12 protein-coding genes are annotated in these 15,673 nt (G+C 46.6%); all 12 read right to left on the bottom strand.

Annotation, left to right across the window (positions count from 1 at the left end; all coding sequences use genetic code 11):
* Positions 1 to 73: 73 nt before the first annotated feature.
* Positions 74 to 1,048: a TRM11 family SAM-dependent methyltransferase gene (locus PTQ21_RS11470; protein ID WP_274569942.1), complete on the bottom strand. Its 975-nt coding sequence runs from the start codon at positions 1,046 to 1,048 to the stop codon at positions 74 to 76.
* Positions 1,049 to 1,092: 44 nt separating this feature from the next.
* Entirely contained in the window at positions 1,093 to 2,805 is a 1,713-nt protein-coding gene (locus PTQ21_RS11465) for a methyl-accepting chemotaxis protein (protein WP_176854578.1), read from the bottom strand.
* 362 nt (positions 2,806 to 3,167) lie between these two features.
* Positions 3,168 to 4,169, bottom strand: a complete 1,002-nt coding sequence (locus tag PTQ21_RS11460; RefSeq protein ID WP_274569940.1) for an LLM class flavin-dependent oxidoreductase — start codon at positions 4,167 to 4,169, stop codon at positions 3,168 to 3,170.
* 30 nt (positions 4,170 to 4,199) lie between these two features.
* Entirely contained in the window at positions 4,200 to 5,615 is a 1,416-nt protein-coding gene (locus PTQ21_RS11455; RefSeq protein WP_274569939.1) for a deoxyguanosinetriphosphate triphosphohydrolase family protein, read from the bottom strand.
* A gap of 636 nt (positions 5,616 to 6,251) precedes the next feature.
* Positions 6,252 to 8,132 (bottom strand): molecular chaperone HtpG, encoded by a 1,881-nt coding sequence (gene htpG, locus PTQ21_RS11450; protein WP_274569938.1) that lies wholly within the window; start codon positions 8,130 to 8,132, stop codon positions 6,252 to 6,254.
* 840 nt (positions 8,133 to 8,972) lie between these two features.
* Positions 8,973 to 9,872, bottom strand: a complete 900-nt coding sequence (gene nikC, locus PTQ21_RS11445) for a nickel transporter permease (RefSeq protein WP_090953105.1) — start codon at positions 9,870 to 9,872, stop codon at positions 8,973 to 8,975.
* 24 nt (positions 9,873 to 9,896) lie between these two features.
* Entirely contained in the window at positions 9,897 to 10,901 is a 1,005-nt protein-coding gene (locus PTQ21_RS11440; RefSeq protein WP_024632912.1) for an ABC transporter permease, read from the bottom strand.
* Between the two features lie 152 nt (positions 10,902 to 11,053).
* Positions 11,054 to 12,706 carry an ABC transporter substrate-binding protein gene (locus PTQ21_RS11435; protein ID WP_274569936.1) on the bottom strand — a complete coding sequence of 551 codons (1,653 nt, stop codon included), beginning with the start codon at positions 12,704 to 12,706 and terminating at the stop codon, positions 11,054 to 11,056.
* Between the two features lie 818 nt (positions 12,707 to 13,524).
* Entirely contained in the window at positions 13,525 to 14,463 is a 939-nt protein-coding gene (locus PTQ21_RS11430) for a glycoside hydrolase family 25 protein (protein ID WP_274569935.1), read from the bottom strand.
* 123 nt (positions 14,464 to 14,586) lie between these two features.
* Entirely contained in the window at positions 14,587 to 15,081 is a 495-nt protein-coding gene (locus tag PTQ21_RS11425) for a phage holin family protein (protein WP_274569934.1), read from the bottom strand.
* A 134-nt stretch (positions 15,082 to 15,215) separates the two neighbouring features.
* Complete coding sequence (locus tag PTQ21_RS31480) at positions 15,216 to 15,320, bottom strand: CD1375 family protein (RefSeq protein WP_420800361.1); 105 nt, start codon at positions 15,318 to 15,320, stop codon at positions 15,216 to 15,218.
* Entirely contained in the window at positions 15,317 to 15,664 is a 348-nt protein-coding gene (locus PTQ21_RS11420; protein WP_274569933.1) for a hypothetical protein, read from the bottom strand. Before PTQ21_RS11420 ends, PTQ21_RS31480 begins: the two co-directional genes overlap by 4 nt.
* Between the last annotated feature and the right edge of the window lie 9 nt (positions 15,665 to 15,673).

Below are 15,673 nucleotides of genomic sequence, written 5' to 3'. Positions count from 1 at the left end.
AAAAACCTCCGTACCGGAAAATGGATTTTTTCCGGTACGGAGGTTTTTTTCAGTTATTTTCAGCGCAGTCGTTCTAAGTGCATAGCCAAATGTGACGTATAAACGTACCTTTGCTCACCGTTCGATACTGATCGATGTTCCATCCGGCATCCAGAATGTGCCCCTCCACCCATTCGGTGGAAACGATCACTGCCCGTCCTGCAAGTCTCTTCAAACTTGTCAACATGGCAAGTTGTTCCTCATCCGGAAGAACAGAACAGAGATTATATGGCATGTCCAGAATAACTGCATCGTAGAAACCTTCCAGATCATTCATATCCCCGAGGGTAATTCTGGCTGAATCATACCCATAATGAGGAAGATTAATGCGAGCACCCTGTACTGCCAAAGGGTTCAAATCATTTCCTTTGGCCTCAATTCCCATCGACAATGCCTCAATTACAACGGTTCCCATTCCGCAGCATGGATCGAGCAACTGATGCCCCTCCACTTGCGGAATAGCAATATTGACTAACGCTCTGGCTAACGTAACACCAAGGCCTGTGGAGTAATTTTGCGGCTTCTGATGATGGGTTTGCCACGAGCGATCGGCTTCTGTCCATTGACCGAAGAGCCATTTTCCATTCAATAGCATTAGTCCAAAAGTCACGGCAGGCTGTTTCATCATAGCTTTGCCTTGAATGCACATGCCCAGCTCTTTTTCCAGCAGACGGGAATGCGCATAATCCGGCATGTCATCGCCCTCTTTCAAGCAGACAACCTTGAACGTTTCACCAGATGACAGGTCGATTTGTGAAGCGACAGGTTTCAGACCTGCCACTGTATCCGCTTCGGCCATCACATCCAGTCTGCCCCGGACAAACGGACTTCTACCTGGTGGAATGCAAATATTGGAGCAAACATAGGCGTGATCTCCTGAACCAATATCTGTCCCAGGAACGAGCATCGTTTCCAATTCCAATTCACATAAGGCACGTTCATTCTCATGGCAAGCGAAGGTATATACGTAACTTCCGACAACTGAATCTTTGCTGTTTGTAGAGCTCAATATGGTAGCCGTCCTTCATGTTTCTTCTATTATAAGAAGAGGTTTTATATTTTTAATTTTTCAATGGAAGAAAGCAGATCCTCGGACAGATCTTTTAGGGATTGAATATTGCCGCTAATCGTTTCCATTGAACTCACCTGTTCTTCGGCTGACGCTGACACTTCCTCAACACTTGCCGCGGATTCCTCTGACACTGCCGAGATTTGTTGACTGAAATCATTCATGCGTCCGCTCGCTTCCTGCATGCCTTCCAGACCATCCGTCATTGTACCAATGACTTGAACCATACCCTCTACCGACTCATTAATGGTACGGAACAGATTGCCGGAATTACGTACTTGCTGCTGCCCTCGTTCTGTTTCCAGTACACCTGTTCGCAATTCCTCAACAACACCCTGAGAATCCTTCTGGATATCCTCGGTGATGACGGTAATCTCTTCTACAGAAGTCCGAACGGCTTCGGACAACTTCCGCACTTCTGCTGCAACAACTGCAAATCCGCGTCCACTCTCTCCTGCACGGGCAGCTTCAATGGAAGCATTCAATGCGAGCAGGTTGGTCTGGCGCGCAATGTCATGAATAACTTGAACCAACTGCGAAATATCTTCGTTTTTGCGGTCCAGCTGTTCCATCTTGTTCATGGAAGAGGAAACTGCGCCAGCAATCTGTAGCATTTGGTTCACGGATTGCTCCATGGACTCGCGACCTGTCTGTCCTTGTTTCAGAATCAGTTCTGACATCAGTCGAAGCTGATTCCCCTGTTCCGAATGTTGCTGAATATTTGCGTTCAGCCCCTCGACGGTACGGGCGGATTCAACAGCCGTTTCCGCCTGACTCTCTGCCGCTTTTGCCGACTCTTCCATCGTTATGGCAATTTGGCGACTGCCGATCTTAACCTCTTCAGAGGAAATGGCCAGTTCGCTGCTTTGACGATTGACGGCTTCAGCGATTCGTCTGACATTCAATACCATCGAGGTCAGATTACCTTTCATGTCATTCACGGCTTTGGCAAGTACACCAACTTCGTCTTCATGTTTGGTATGTATGTCCTGGACATTCAATTGACCTTCCGCAATCAGCTTCACGGCACTGATCACCCGAAGCAGCGGTTTAACGACTTGTGAACGGATAATAGGGATCGCAATTGCTGTAATGATAATCATCACGAGAACACCAATGACGATAATGATTCGGCCATCCTGGACGGATCTGATCGTCTGAGCCGCAGAGAGATCGGACTGCTCCTGATTGTAATCTACCAGATAGTCCAGATGGACTTGCATGGCATCGAAGGAGGCCGCCCCTTTTTCAGATACTTCCTTAGCCAGTTGTTCCTGACCTTCATCACTCAGCTTGATGGATTGCGTGTTGATTTTGAGGTAAGCTTCCCACTTGGTCTTTAATGCTTCCCAATGTTCTTTTTCTTCAGCCGTCTTTTGCTGTTGATCATATATTTTAATAGCCTGAGCCGTTTCGCGAATGTATTTGGTGCGCTCTTCAGCAAGGTCCGCTTTAGCCCCTGCCTGTGCATCAAAGTGACGATAGCTCAATGACAGAATATGTTCTGTTGTATAATTCAATCGGTTAATCTGCTGGATGGAGGGCATCCAGTTATTGGTGATCATATTCGTGTTTTTTTCCATCGAGTTCATTTGTGTAACAATCGTGACACTAAGAAGAATTAAACAGAGGATTAATAGATAGAACGCGATGCTGATACGCAGACCGATACTCTTGATCCTGAATCTGCTGAACATGTGATTTCCCCCTTGTGCCCATCTTCGGCCACTTCCGTATTTTAGGTGCTTTTGTCGTTGTTTTACCCTTCTTTTGGCATCTTGCAAAATACTCTTTTCTATATTATATCTATAGGAAAAGAGACGTAAAGTATTATAACATTCTTTTGTTTTAGTCATGCTTTATTTTGTAAAATCTTGTGATTATTTCACATCATCTGCTGAACGGAATCGAATGATGTAAAATTAAGACTAAAATGAAGCAAAAAAGAGCTGCAGCATACGGCAAATATCCGATCTGCAGCTCTTACGATTTGACTCCATGCAGATGGCGGGTATGAAACCAGCCATTCTTTGTATCATAACGGCTAACAGTCGCCCTCTTATGCGTTCGCCAGTAGCTTGTATGAGGCCAACCTTCGCTCGTAATCTGGTCCAGTTGTCACCACAAGCAGCCGATCCGTATTTAGCCTTTGGCACACCTGCTGCAACTGATTCCAGACCTGTTCAGGTGTACCGGCGTAATGTCGTTGTACTTCATTCTCATTGGCATCGGTATCGGCGTTGGCGCTGGCGCTGGTACTTGTGTTGATGTTGTCAGATTGCGTTGGAATCTCTTTCCCAACAGCTCTGCGTTTCTCCGCCATTTCGCGGCTCCAGGACAACGCCTCTTCCTGCGTCTCCGCACACAGCACACTTACAGCAACCATAACCTCCGGCTCTTTCCTATTGGCGCTGGGGATAAAACCCTCCCGATAACGCCGCACAGCTTCCGTACCATCCGCATCACTCATGAATTGTCCGAATACATATCCCATACCGAAGCGAGCGGCAAACTCAGCACTCTTCACGTTGGTACCCAACATCCATAAGGATAATGGAAGCTCCGGAATCGGACGGGCCGTCACCGGATGTTCCTCATAAGTGTATCGATCTTCCAGTAGTTCGGTTAGTGCCGCGAGCGATTCAGGCAACTTGGACACATGCTGCAAGTAATTGCCACTCAAGGCCATCGTTGCATGGGGACCGCCCCCAGGAGCACGTCCCAAGCCTAACTCAATGCGCCCCGGGTAGAGCGCCGCCAACAGTCGGAACGACTCCGCTACCTTAAGCGGGCTATAGTGAGGTAACAGTACGGCACCGGAGCCAAGCTGGATCGTGTTCGTTCGCGCGCCAATATGGGCAAGCAACACTTCCGGTGATGCTGATGCAAGTTCGTCCATGTCATGGTGCTCCGACGTCCAGTACCTTGAATAGCCCCAGGCTTCAGCATGCTGCGCAAGTGTAACGGATTGTTGTAGCGCCTGTTCTGCTGTGGCGCCGTTCAACCTTGGAACAAGGTCAAGTACGCCCAGATTGTATTTTCCACTGATGTTCGCACCCAAGCGTCTCATCTCCCTTCGTCATGCTTATCTCTAATCTAGATCGTAGATGGAACCGACCTTGAGACCGTATAGTTCATTGTATATTTTCTCGGCAAAAGCATCCGTCATCCCGGCTATATAATCAATCACCATGTGCTCCCAAGTCCAGATCGGATTCGCCTTCGCCTGATCCTTCTCATAGCGTTGCAGCCAATCGGACGGAATAATGGATTTGGACGTTTCCGGGTCAAGAAAAGCATCCCACAGACGCTTAATCATCCATTCACTGCGCTTTTGCAACCTTTGCACACGCAGGTCACGAATCATGGTCACCCAGGCAAAGCTCTTAAGCACACTTACCGTACGCAGCATATCGAGATCCTCGGCGCCTTCACGGACAAACGTCACCTTTTTCCAGTCTCCGTTATCAATAACCCCCAGGCTAGCGACAAAAAGGCTGACCCAGTAAGCCTTGACCTCACGGCGGGTACGTGAGTAATCATGCTCGCAGAACGGCATCTTTTCATTCCAGATGCGCAGGAACGAAGCGAGGACTTCTTCAACTTTTTTGCCAATCGCTTCCTTTGTCCATCCGTTCCAGAACAGATCCTCCAGTGTCGTAATCTTATCCACAATCAGTCGATTGATATGCGGATCTTGCAGGAAATGCTCGTGTACTTCAATTTTACCTGCTTTGATGCCATCTTCCAGATCATGTGCGGAATACGCAATATCGTCGCAGAGGTCCATAAGCTGCGCTTCAAGCGTCTTTTTTCCAGCAGGAATGTTCCAACGATCGCGAATCTCGCGGATATACTGCCATTCATGATGATACATACCTTTCTTGCTCTCCGTGCCAGGATACGGGTACTTATTGATGCCCAGCAGCACCGCATCCGACAGGTTCAGCCCATCGATATCTTCCCGTTTTTCCAAATACATAATGAGACGGAAGTTATGCGCGTTGCCTTCAAAGTGCTCATACTTCCGCTTGAGCTCTGCACGAATTTCCGGTTCCGGTTGAGGTGATTTGGCCCCGCGATTTTTCTTCATGATTTTCTTGGCCTCTGTGTTAATGAGATCATCGAGGATGCCATCCAGCACTTCTTCCCCTTTATGCCCAAAAGGCGGGTGGCCGAAGTCATGCGCAATCGCAGCACACTCCACCACTTCCGAATCAATAATCAGTCCGGGGCTGTCTGCCTGATTCAACTCCACCTCCGGGTAGCGACGCAGTAAGCTTCTTGCCGCTTCTCGTGCAATCTGCGCCACCTCCAGGGAGTGGGTCAATCGTGTGCGATAATAATCGCCCGTTCCTGCGCCAAACACCTGCGATTTGCCTTGCAGCCGACGAAAGGTCGGTGAATGTATCAGTCTGGAATAGTCGCGCTCATAGGCTGCACGAGCCCCATCCAGTTTGGTTAGTTCAGGGTATTGTCTATGTTCTCTCAGATCGTTCCATTGCATGTTGATCACTCCTAGCCGACTGTCTCTATTTTGAGTGATTATACACATATTCTGCAGTTTCGAAAAGCAAAACCTGTCTGCGATTGTCATCTCTTCTCACATCAACTTGTGATGCACAGTCGTCTACTCTTATTATACCCTGCCAGGCTATCATCCGTGCACCTAAATGATAATGATATAAAATGAACTCTTTGATTCACATAAGCTCGCTTCGATGGCAGAAACAATAAGTACTCGCTGTGCCTTGTAGCCGTTCCGGTTACGGATCGTTCTTTCGATCGCTGTTGTCTCCAGGTTTTCTGAATTCCCTTTTCAAAGGGGAAAACCCGGGAATAGATTATGCTTCCGATGCAGCTCTCTTACAGAAAGCTTTCAGGCGAACGCTCCGCTTCTTCAGAATCGATTCCGTCCCCTTCACTACTTTCGCTGTTTGATTCACACCCAATCTAAAATGACATTACATCCCCTATAAAGGGGGACTTCAAACAAGACTTTGAGAGGCTAAAGAATACCATTAAATTGTTCATTCATTACTTCAATGATAGTCTGTCTCCCCCGTCCCCTCCGCTGTATGGGTGAGGAGGTAAAATTAAAAAAACCGACAGGGCAAATGCCCTGTCGGGTGAAGAAGGTAGTTTACACCATAACCTTGCAGATATCGTTGGTGAACTCTACCGGGTCTTGAATTGGTAGTCCTTCGATCAGCAATGCTTGATGATACAGCAAGCTTGTGTAAAGGCTTAGTTTTTCTTTATCCTGTGCGAATGCGTCTTTGAGGGATTTGAAGACATCGTGATTTACGTTGATCTCCAGCACTTTATCTGCCTGTACATTTTCGCTGTTCGGCATGGCTTTCAGGATTTTCTCCATCTCAATCGTCAGCTCACCTTCAGTGGACAAACATACCGGGTGGCTTCTCAGGCGTTTGGAAGCTTTAACAGCTTTTACTTTGCCGCCAAGCTGCGCCTGCATCGCTTCGAACAACTCTTTGTTGTCGTTGTCCTGTGCGTCTGTTTCTTCTTTGTCTGCACTGTCCTCGATGCCCAGGTCACCGCTGGAGATGGATTTGAATTCTTTCTCTTTATAATTCGTGATCATCTTGATTGCAAACTCATCAATGTCGTCGGTGAAGTACAATACTTCAAAACCTTTGTCGAGTACACCCTCGATCTGTGGCAGCTTCTCAATCCGTTCAATGGATTCACCGGATGCGTAGTAGATGTACTTCTGATCTTCCGGCATTCTGGAAACGTACTCGTCCAGACTAACCAATTTCTTCTCTTTGGAAGAAGAGAACAAAAGCAGATCCTGCAGGGTATCCTTATTCACGCCATAGTCGCTATATACGCCATACTTCAGCTGACGGCCAAACGCTTGATAGAATTTCTCGTAATTCTCACGCTCGTCCTTGAGCAAGCTTTGCAGTTGGCTCTTGATCTTGTTCTTGATGTTCTTCGCAATCAGGCTGAGTTGACGGTCATGTTGCAGCATTTCACGGGAGATGTTCAGAGACAGATCCTCGGAATCAACCATACCTTTTACAAATCCGAAGTAATCTGGCAGCAAATCACCGCATTTATCCATGATCAATACACCGTTAGAGTACAGTTCAAGCCCTTTTTCATACTCTTTTGTATAATAATCAAACGGTGTGTTCTCCGGAATAAACAGGATCGCATTATATACCACTGCGCCATCAGCGCTGATGTGCAAGTGTTTGAGCGGTTTGTCAAAACCGTAGCGTTTTTCCATATAGAAGTTGTTGTAGTCTTCTTCGGTCAGTTCGCTTTTATTTTTACGCCAGATCGGCACCATGCTGTTCACGGTTTGCTCTTCTTTGTACTCCTCGAACTCGTTCTCCGTACCCTCTTTTGGACGCTGACCTGTCACATCCATCTTGATCGGGTAGCGAATGAAATCGGAGTATTTCTTGACGATGGATCTCAGGCGGTACTCTTCCAAAAATTCGTCATACGAATCTTCTTCGGTATTTTGTTTGATCGTCAGGACGATTTCCGTACCCACGGAATCTTTCTCGGCTGGAGAGATCGTGTATCCGTCCGCACCTTCGGATTCCCATTTCCATGCTTCGTCGCTGCCCAGCGTTTTACTCGTTACCGTCAGCTTGTCCGCCACCATAAATGCGGAGTAGAAACCAACCCCGAATTGTCCGATGATGTTGTGGCCGTCTTTGGCTTCATTCTCTTTCTTGAACGCCAGCGAGCCACTCTTCGCGATAACCCCCAGATTGTTCTCCAGCTCTTCCTGGGTCATACCGATTCCTGTATCGGTCAGCGTAAGTGTGCGGTTCTCTTTGTCGATGGTGAGCTTGATGTAGTAGTCCTCTTTGTTGAAGACGAGTGTATCGTCAGTCAGTGCTTTGTAATATATTTTGTCAATGGCGTCACTGGAGTTGGAGATCAGTTCTCTCAAAAAGATTTCTCTTTGGGTGTAAATGGAGTTGATCATCATATCTAGCAAGCGTTTGGATTCAGCCTGGAATTCTTTTTTAGCCATGAATGGGTGTCTCCTTTCAAATTGGGGATAGAATGATTGGGTTGAATATAGAAAGTAAACCTTTGAATACTCCCATGCAGAATATTACGTTACTAGAAAAACCTTTAATCGCTTTGATCACTAGATTATTTTGATTCAATCAATCGTTCATTTAAAATAAGTGCATGATTTTCTGCGGTCTAGCCGTTCCGGTTACGAATCGTTCTTCCGATCGCTGTTACCCTCTAATTTCCTTGATTCCCTTCTAAAAAGGGTGAAATTAGGGGATAAAGGCGAACGCATCGCTTCTACAGAATCGATTTCGTTCCCTTCACTATTGCCGCACCATTCACCAACTGATTTTAAACATTGAGATTTTTAATCAATTGAAAATCTATTGATCAATCTTTCGCTGCCAGGCCTTTTCCAGCCCATTCCACTCGCATGTCCTATTCAGATTTAATATCCATATTCAATAACACAATCATTCCATATGTAGTCGTGTAGTAAAAATATCATTTATTAGCACTCTGATGATTGGAGTGCTAAACCCTTCCTTTTATATAACATATGGGAAAATTGGGTGTCAATACGATGGCGGTTATTTTAACAAAATCATCGAGTAACACTTTAAGTTTTGCACATCTCTAACCATTTTAGCGCAATACATCATGCAACACAAAAGCCGCCTCGAACCAAAGTTCGAACCGGCTTGGATACAAATTGTAATGAGTACGGGCAGCATTGGCAAGAAATCGCAGAATAAGGCATCCTAGGTTCGTTAGATTGGAACAGAGTTGTAGACTTAGTTAGAGATGCAACTAGAGCTGAAACTAGAAAAGCAACCAGAGATGCAATCTTCTACTTTTTGGCCATCCTTGGATCAAGGGTGTCGCGCAAGCCGTCCCCGAGCAAGTTGAAACCGAGCACGGTGAACATGATGGAAAGTCCGGGGAAAATCAGCGTCCACGGTGCTTTTTGCAGAAACTGGCGGGAATCCGACAGCATTTTTCCCCACTCCGGGTCAGGTGGTTGCGCCCCCATGCCGAGGAACCCAAGCGCAGCTGCTTCAATAATCGCTGTTCCAATTCCAAGTGTGCCTTGTACGATGAGCGGGGTGAGGCTATTGGGCAAGATGTGCCGGAACAGAATTCGCATATTGCTAGCCCCAAGCGTACGAGCAGACGTAATGAATTCCTCCTGCCTCAAGCTAAGTACCCTTGATCGCACCAGTCGTCCGTAGGTCGGGATGTTCACGATCGCTATCGCGAGCAGTGCATTTTGCAAAGACGGACCGAGAATCGCCACAATGGCAATTGCCAACAGGATAGCGGGGAAAGCAAGCAAGATATCGAACAAACGCGAGATGAGCATGTCTGCCCATTTTCCATAATATCCAGCAATCAGACCGAGCAATGCGCCCGCAATAATAGAGCCAATAACAGAAAAGAAACCAACCCACAATGAAATGCGCGCTCCATGCAGCACTCTGGAAAATACGTCACGTCCGAGATCATCGGTACCAAACCAATGCTCTGCCGAAGGGGCTTGCAGACGATCTGCGAGCACCTGCTCTTTGTAGTCATACGGGGCAATATACGGGGCAGCAAAGGCCAACAGGATGAAAAAAACGATAATGATCAAACCTGCCAGCGCAAGTCGATTTTTCCGAAACGTTCTCCAGGCTTCCCGCCATGGACCTGATGCAGGTGCCGACGCGGCGTCAATAGGTGCTCCGGTATTGGTCGATAATTTGGCCATGCGGCGTCTCCCTTCTGTTCATACTCACTTATAACTAATACGCGGATCGAATACGGCGTACAGCAAGTCCACAATCAAGTTGATCACTACGAAAAAGAATGCGACGATCAGAATGCCGCTCTGGATTACCGGATAGTCCCGCGAACTAATTGCTTCATATATATAGCGACCTACACCGGGCCAGGCAAAGATCGTTTCGGTCAGTACAGCTCCACCCAGCAAAGATCCGGTCTGTATGCCGATGACGGTGAGCACGGGTATAAACGCATTTTTCAACGCATGTCCATATACAACAAAAAACGGGCCGAGTCCCTTCGCCTTCGCAGTACGGATATAATCCGAACTCATTACTTCGAGCATGCTGGAACGCGTCATCCGAGCAATAACGGCCATCGGAATTGTACCGAGCGCGATACTTGGCAGCAGCAAATGTTTCGTTACCGTCCACAACTGATCCCAGCGTCCGGCAATCATCGTATCCAGCACATACAAGCCCGTAATGGCTTCAATGGGATCACGCGCATTCATTCTGCCGATGGATGGCAGCCAGTGCAGTTTGTTCGCAAATAACCACTGCTCCATCAACCCAAGCCAGAAGATCGGCATCGATACACCCACCAATGCAATGACCATGCAGCAGTAATCGAACCACGAGTTATGTTTCCACGCACTGACGATCCCTGCATTCACGCCAATAATGATCGCAAACAGCATACTCGCCATCGTTAATTCAAGGGTCGCTGTCAGATAGGGCACAATTTCCTGGGCAATGGGAACCTTGGTGCGGATGGATGTGCCCAGATCTCCCTTAAACAGGTCGCCCAGATAAGCGAAATATTGTTGAAACCATGGTTTGTCCAGTCCGAGCTGGTCACGCAAAGCTTGCTTGGATTGTTCGGTTGCCTTTTGCCCGAGTATGGTCTCGGCCGGATCACCCGGAATGGCGTGGATAATGGAAAAGACGATCAGGGTCATGCCCAGCAGCACGGGCAGTAACACGAGTACACGTTTGACGATGTAACTGTTCACTCCTCATTCACCTGCCTTTAACGTATAAAAAGCGCTGGCAGACATGCATGCTTTAGATCGTTACATCCTGATGTGGGTTCTGCCAAGCATTGCGTGTACGCCAGCGCTTTGAACTAATGAATCATGATAGTACTAACTCAGCTCGTATATAGTTATTCGAAGTAGGCATTAGCATAAGATTCCGTGCCCAATGGGGACGGTACGAAATCCTTCAGGTTCGCTTTACCTGCCAGAATAGGAGTGGTGTGCACAAGTGGAATCCATGGAGCATCTTCCTTAATAATCACTTGCGCTTGCTTGTACAGTTCCGCACGTTTGTCCTGATCCGTTTCTTTCTGCGCACTCGTCAGCAACGTATGCAATTCTTCGTTTACGTAGAAGCTGCGGTTGTTGCCCGGGATTGCATCCTTATCCAGCAGCGTGTACAGGAAGTTATCCGGGTCACCGTTATCACCAGTCCAGCCGAGCATGTAAATGTCGTCTTTCTCTCCAGCTTTGGCATCATCCAAGTACGTCGCCCACTCCGGTGATTCGATGTTGACGGTCACTCCGATTTTCTCAAAATCGGCCTGGATCGCTTCGGCAACCTTCTTGCCGTCAGGCATATACGGCCGGGATACTGGCATTGCATAGAATGTTACCGGGTCAGGCAATCCGTCAGGGTAGCCGGCTTCGGCAAGTAATGCTTTTGCTTTTTCCAGATCGTAAGCATAGTCCGCAATACTATCGTTATACCCCCACAGTGTTGGCGGCATCGGGTTCACCGCTGGCTGCGCTTGTCCCGCAAAGAAAGCATCAATAATGCCCTGTTTGTTTACCGCGTGGTTGAGCGCTTGTCTTACTTTCACGTTATCAAACGGTTTTTTCTTAAAGTTGAAACCAATGTATGAAACGTTAAATGGTGGACGCTCAATTTTTTGCAGCTCACTATTTCCCTCAAGGATGGACAGATCGTCCGGGTTCAGATCCTCCATGATATCAATCTCGCCGTTTTGCAGCGCATTGAAGCGAGCCGTGTTATCCGGAATGGAACGTACAATCACTTTGTTCAGCTTCGGCAATCCCTCTTTCCAATAAGTCGGATTCTTCTCCAGGGTGATGGAGTCGTTCCGCTTCCACTCTTTGAATACAAATGGGCCTGTGCCTACTGGCTCGCTCTTGAAATTTTCCTTTTTCTCCTGAATCGCGGTTGGACTTGCAATGCCAAATGGTGTCATCGCAATGTTTTGCAGGAAAGGCGCTTGTGGCTGGTTCAGGGTGAACTCAACCGTTGTCTCGTCAATCGCCTTTACCTCCTTGATCACGCGTCCGTCTTCTGGACCAAACATAGAGTCATAATAGTCGAAGGAATCTCCCTCAAATTTATATTCACTGGCCGGATCACTCCAACGGTTGAAGTTAAACACCACAGCCTCTGCGTTGAAGTCAGTACCATCGTGGAATTTCACACCGGACTTCAGCTTGAAGTCATACTTGAGTCCATCCGCCGAAATCTCCCAGCTCTCAGCCAGTCCCGGAACAACCTCGGTTCCACCTTCCTTGTAGTCCAGCAATGAGTCGAATACCTGATGTCCAATCTTCAGCGACTCCCCATCTGTTACGATTGCCGGGTCCAGCGCCACCGAATCTCCGCCGCGTCCCATTATCATCGTATCTTGTGCTGCCACTTCTGCCGGAGGCTCGCTACCTTCCGCCGGAGCGGGTGAATTGCCTGTACCCTCATTACTGGCGCTGGAGCAGCCCGATAGAATCAACACTGTACTCATGGCCATTGCCATGACCCCGGATAACCACTTTTTTCTCATTCGCATACGTACAACACCCTTCCCTGTCTCATAATGTGTGTGATACTGGCGTGAAAAAACTCCAATGTTTACAATCGATCGGTTTGGTGCTTTGTATCATATGAAAGGCTTTAGGTGCCTTTGATACCTGGGATGGATGTTTAGATAAGTTGAGGAGTATATATGAAATGTAAAAACGGATGTAACCGTACACATTTTGTAAGTTTTTTCGGATGATGTGACGAGTTGTAAATGCCTGTGGTTGTTGCGTAATAATTGAACTTAGGTCAATAAGCAACAGTAGAAGGGTACGGACTTGGTGGCGGCCAACAAGGCTGATTTAGAGAGAATGGTGGCGTTGTTTGGTATGGAGTTTGGCTTAATGTTTGACTTAGAGTTAAACGTCAAGGCTAAAATGTAATGGCTTAAAATCCAATGGTGGCAATTAGCTGTAACAGAAAGTTGGTAAACAGAACATTTTAGTGGTTTCTCAAGCAGGTTGGATTGGATTGTTTCAAAACGTTGTGAAATTGATCTAGAGATGTTGGATTTTACAACAGGGAGACATTACAATAACTTTTGATGTTAAAGTCTTGTCATGATGAGGAGGATTGTGTAAATAAACAGTGGTGAAAATCGATTTCGTGTAACTAACTTTACATCACATTCATCAAATAGACAAGAGATTTACGGACATAAGTCTTCAACTTTATTATATATGTTAATATCATTTACATAAAACACAAAAAAGGAACACTATTCGACAAAAAGCGTCGTGTGTCCCTTGTTGTGCTCCCTCTTTAAAACCAGGAACAACTTATATTTTAAGTTAGGTCGTCTTATTTTTTGAATAAACCTCTGCGGTACATGACCGTGATAAAACGGTAAAAATCATAACTCGCCCCACTATCGATGCTGAACAACGGATTTTTGGTGTCGTATGCCAGTGCTGCGTCAACGGCAGCTTTTGCCCAGACTGGAACTTCCATCTGTTGGCGCGCCTGCAGTTTATCGACCTGGGATTTGAGCGTATCAAACGCTGCTTTCTCTTCGGCTGTCATCGGTTCGCCCCCTTTCGGTGGTTCGGTTGGATTGGTGGGATTGGTCGGTTCGGATGGCTCTGGCGGCTTTGGTGTTGCTGTTGCATATCTTGCTTTCAATTCCACTGCAGATCCTTGGAACTCGTTCATATCCACATTGCCGCTGATTCCGTTCACCTTGCCCGAGTCCGTATACTGCCAGAACGTCCAACGTTTCCATGCCGGCTGGTCATCCGGTACACGTGTGTTGCTGTAACGCGCAATCCATAGATCGTATGAGCTCATTGAAGTATCAAAATTGTCGGCAAATGAATTTCCTGTGTATATGATCGGTTTCACACCAGTAAGACGTTGCAATTCGGTTAAAAAAGCCTTAGCTACCGTGTTGATCTGAGCTTTGCTCAGGTTACCTGGATTGTTCTCGTAGTCCATGACAGGAGGTAATTGCAGCGCCTTGGCGCCTCCTACTTTTTGCAGTGTCGTGGCATAATGCGCTGCTTCGGCCTTGGCTGCTTCAGTGGACGTCGCGCGGAAGAAATGATACGTCCCTACCAGCATACCCGCTGCCAGTGCGCCAGTTACGTTTTTTTGGAAATTTGGGTCGGTGTACGTCTGCCCTTCTGTAGCCTTAATGAACACAAAAGTCATGCCGCTTGCCTTCACTTTGGCCCAATCGATTGTTCCCTGATACCGGGAGACGTCAATGCCCTGCGTATTGCCCGAGCTTCTCGTTTGCATGTTTCTCACACCCTTTATGCGGCAAATTGCCGTTTGTATATAGTTAATGCGGTTGGATAAGGGGTTGCTTGTGTGCGTGTCCTGATTGTTGGTAAAAGGTAAGTTCGGATGGCTATGGTGGAGCTACTTAGTGCCATCTCTTGTTTGTGAATCTGTATCATCTGAATCTGCCTGTGAAAAAGAGTCTTTGGCACTTGGGGAGAAGTTACCGGGGAGTTCCCCGGTTCCTCCCTTGCCCTTGAGCACTTCAATAGCCTGCCGGATCACAGGCGGGATCGGCGCTCCCAATTTGCCCCCATTTTCAATTATAGACAATAACTCATTTGCGATATAAAAAAAGGCGACCGCATCCCTGAACAAATGTCCGTCTCCCAGAACACCGTCCACCAGATGAGCCACCGATACCATTGCAAATATAAATACCTTTCGTGCAATGCCGAACATGCCAACATTACTTTCTAACTTGCCACTCATACCCGCCGCTGCGATGCCCGTTAGGTAATCGAGTATGACGAACACGAGTAGTACGCCGAGTACGCCTGACCAACCTCCGAAGAAGTAGGTTACTGAGCTGGTTATTAGGGCGAGGAGCCATTTCCATAGGGTTTCCTGTTCCATGGTTTCACCTCCATGCATAAAAATAAATAATATTTTATTTCAATAATATATTTTGAAGCATATAACTATTTTCATTACTCCATATTGTAATGAAACGTGTCTCTCAAGTTATAGAACTCCTAAATGTACCTAAATTACAAATTTACGAGCTCTTCTTGCACATCTTTTCTCAATTCTTCTGGGACATCTTCAATGCTAATCAAACTCTTTTGAATCAATCTAATATAAAGAGATTTCATACGTTTCTCCCTCCTTTTAACTCTAAAATAATGCTGTGTAACTCTATAAGGGCAAGTTGATTAATCTCAATTTCGTTTCTAAGGGTATTGTTTTCTTGCTGCAAGGCCTTAATTTCTTTAACTGGATCAACGATAGCTGGAGTATTTTCATATTCATAGTAAATTTCTTTATCGTCCTTCTTTATAAACATAATCGGTTCTTTTCCAACAATCTCTTCAGGACTGGGCAATGTATCCAATTTAAAGTACTGCCTTTTATCCAATGGGTCAAATAGACTATCGTCAAAAAGGATCGTGGTAACCCTTCCAGTATCTTTACTAATATCTTCATAAAAAACGTACATATGCATATC

The organism is Paenibacillus marchantiae, assembly GCF_028771845.1.
GTDB lineage: Bacteria > Bacillota > Bacilli > Paenibacillales > Paenibacillaceae > Paenibacillus > Paenibacillus marchantiae.
Note: the sequence above shows the minus strand (reverse complement) of the source record. Positions and strands in the feature narration are given on the sequence as shown.

What these genes read in the sequence shown, in the direction of transcription:
- PTQ21_RS11465 (WP_176854578.1), bottom strand. Translation starts at nt 2,805, where the DNA reads ATGTTCAGCAGATTCAGGATCAAGAGTATCGGTCTGCGTATCAGCATC.
- PTQ21_RS11455 (WP_274569939.1), bottom strand. Translation starts at nt 5,615, where the DNA reads ATGCAATGGAACGATCTGAGAGAACATAGACAATACCCTGAACTAACC.
- htpG (WP_274569938.1), bottom strand. Translation starts at nt 8,132, where the DNA reads ATGGCTAAAAAAGAATTCCAGGCTGAATCCAAACGCTTGCTAGATATG.
- nikC (WP_090953105.1), bottom strand. Translation starts at nt 9,872, where the DNA reads ATGGCCAAATTATCGACCAATACCGGAGCACCTATTGACGCCGCGTCG.
- PTQ21_RS11435 (WP_274569936.1), bottom strand. Translation starts at nt 12,706, where the DNA reads ATGAGAAAAAAGTGGTTATCCGGGGTCATGGCAATGGCCATGAGTACA.
- PTQ21_RS11430 (WP_274569935.1), bottom strand. Translation starts at nt 14,463, where the DNA reads ATGCAAACGAGAAGCTCGGGCAATACGCAGGGCATTGACGTCTCCCGG.
- PTQ21_RS11425 (WP_274569934.1), bottom strand. Translation starts at nt 15,081, where the DNA reads ATGGAACAGGAAACCCTATGGAAATGGCTCCTCGCCCTAATAACCAGC.
- PTQ21_RS31480 (WP_420800361.1), bottom strand. Translation starts at nt 15,320, where the DNA reads ATGAAATCTCTTTATATTAGATTGATTCAAAAGAGTTTGATTAGCATT.
- PTQ21_RS11420 (WP_274569933.1), bottom strand. Translation starts at nt 15,664, where the DNA reads ATGTACGTTTTTTATGAAGATATTAGTAAAGATACTGGAAGGGTTACC.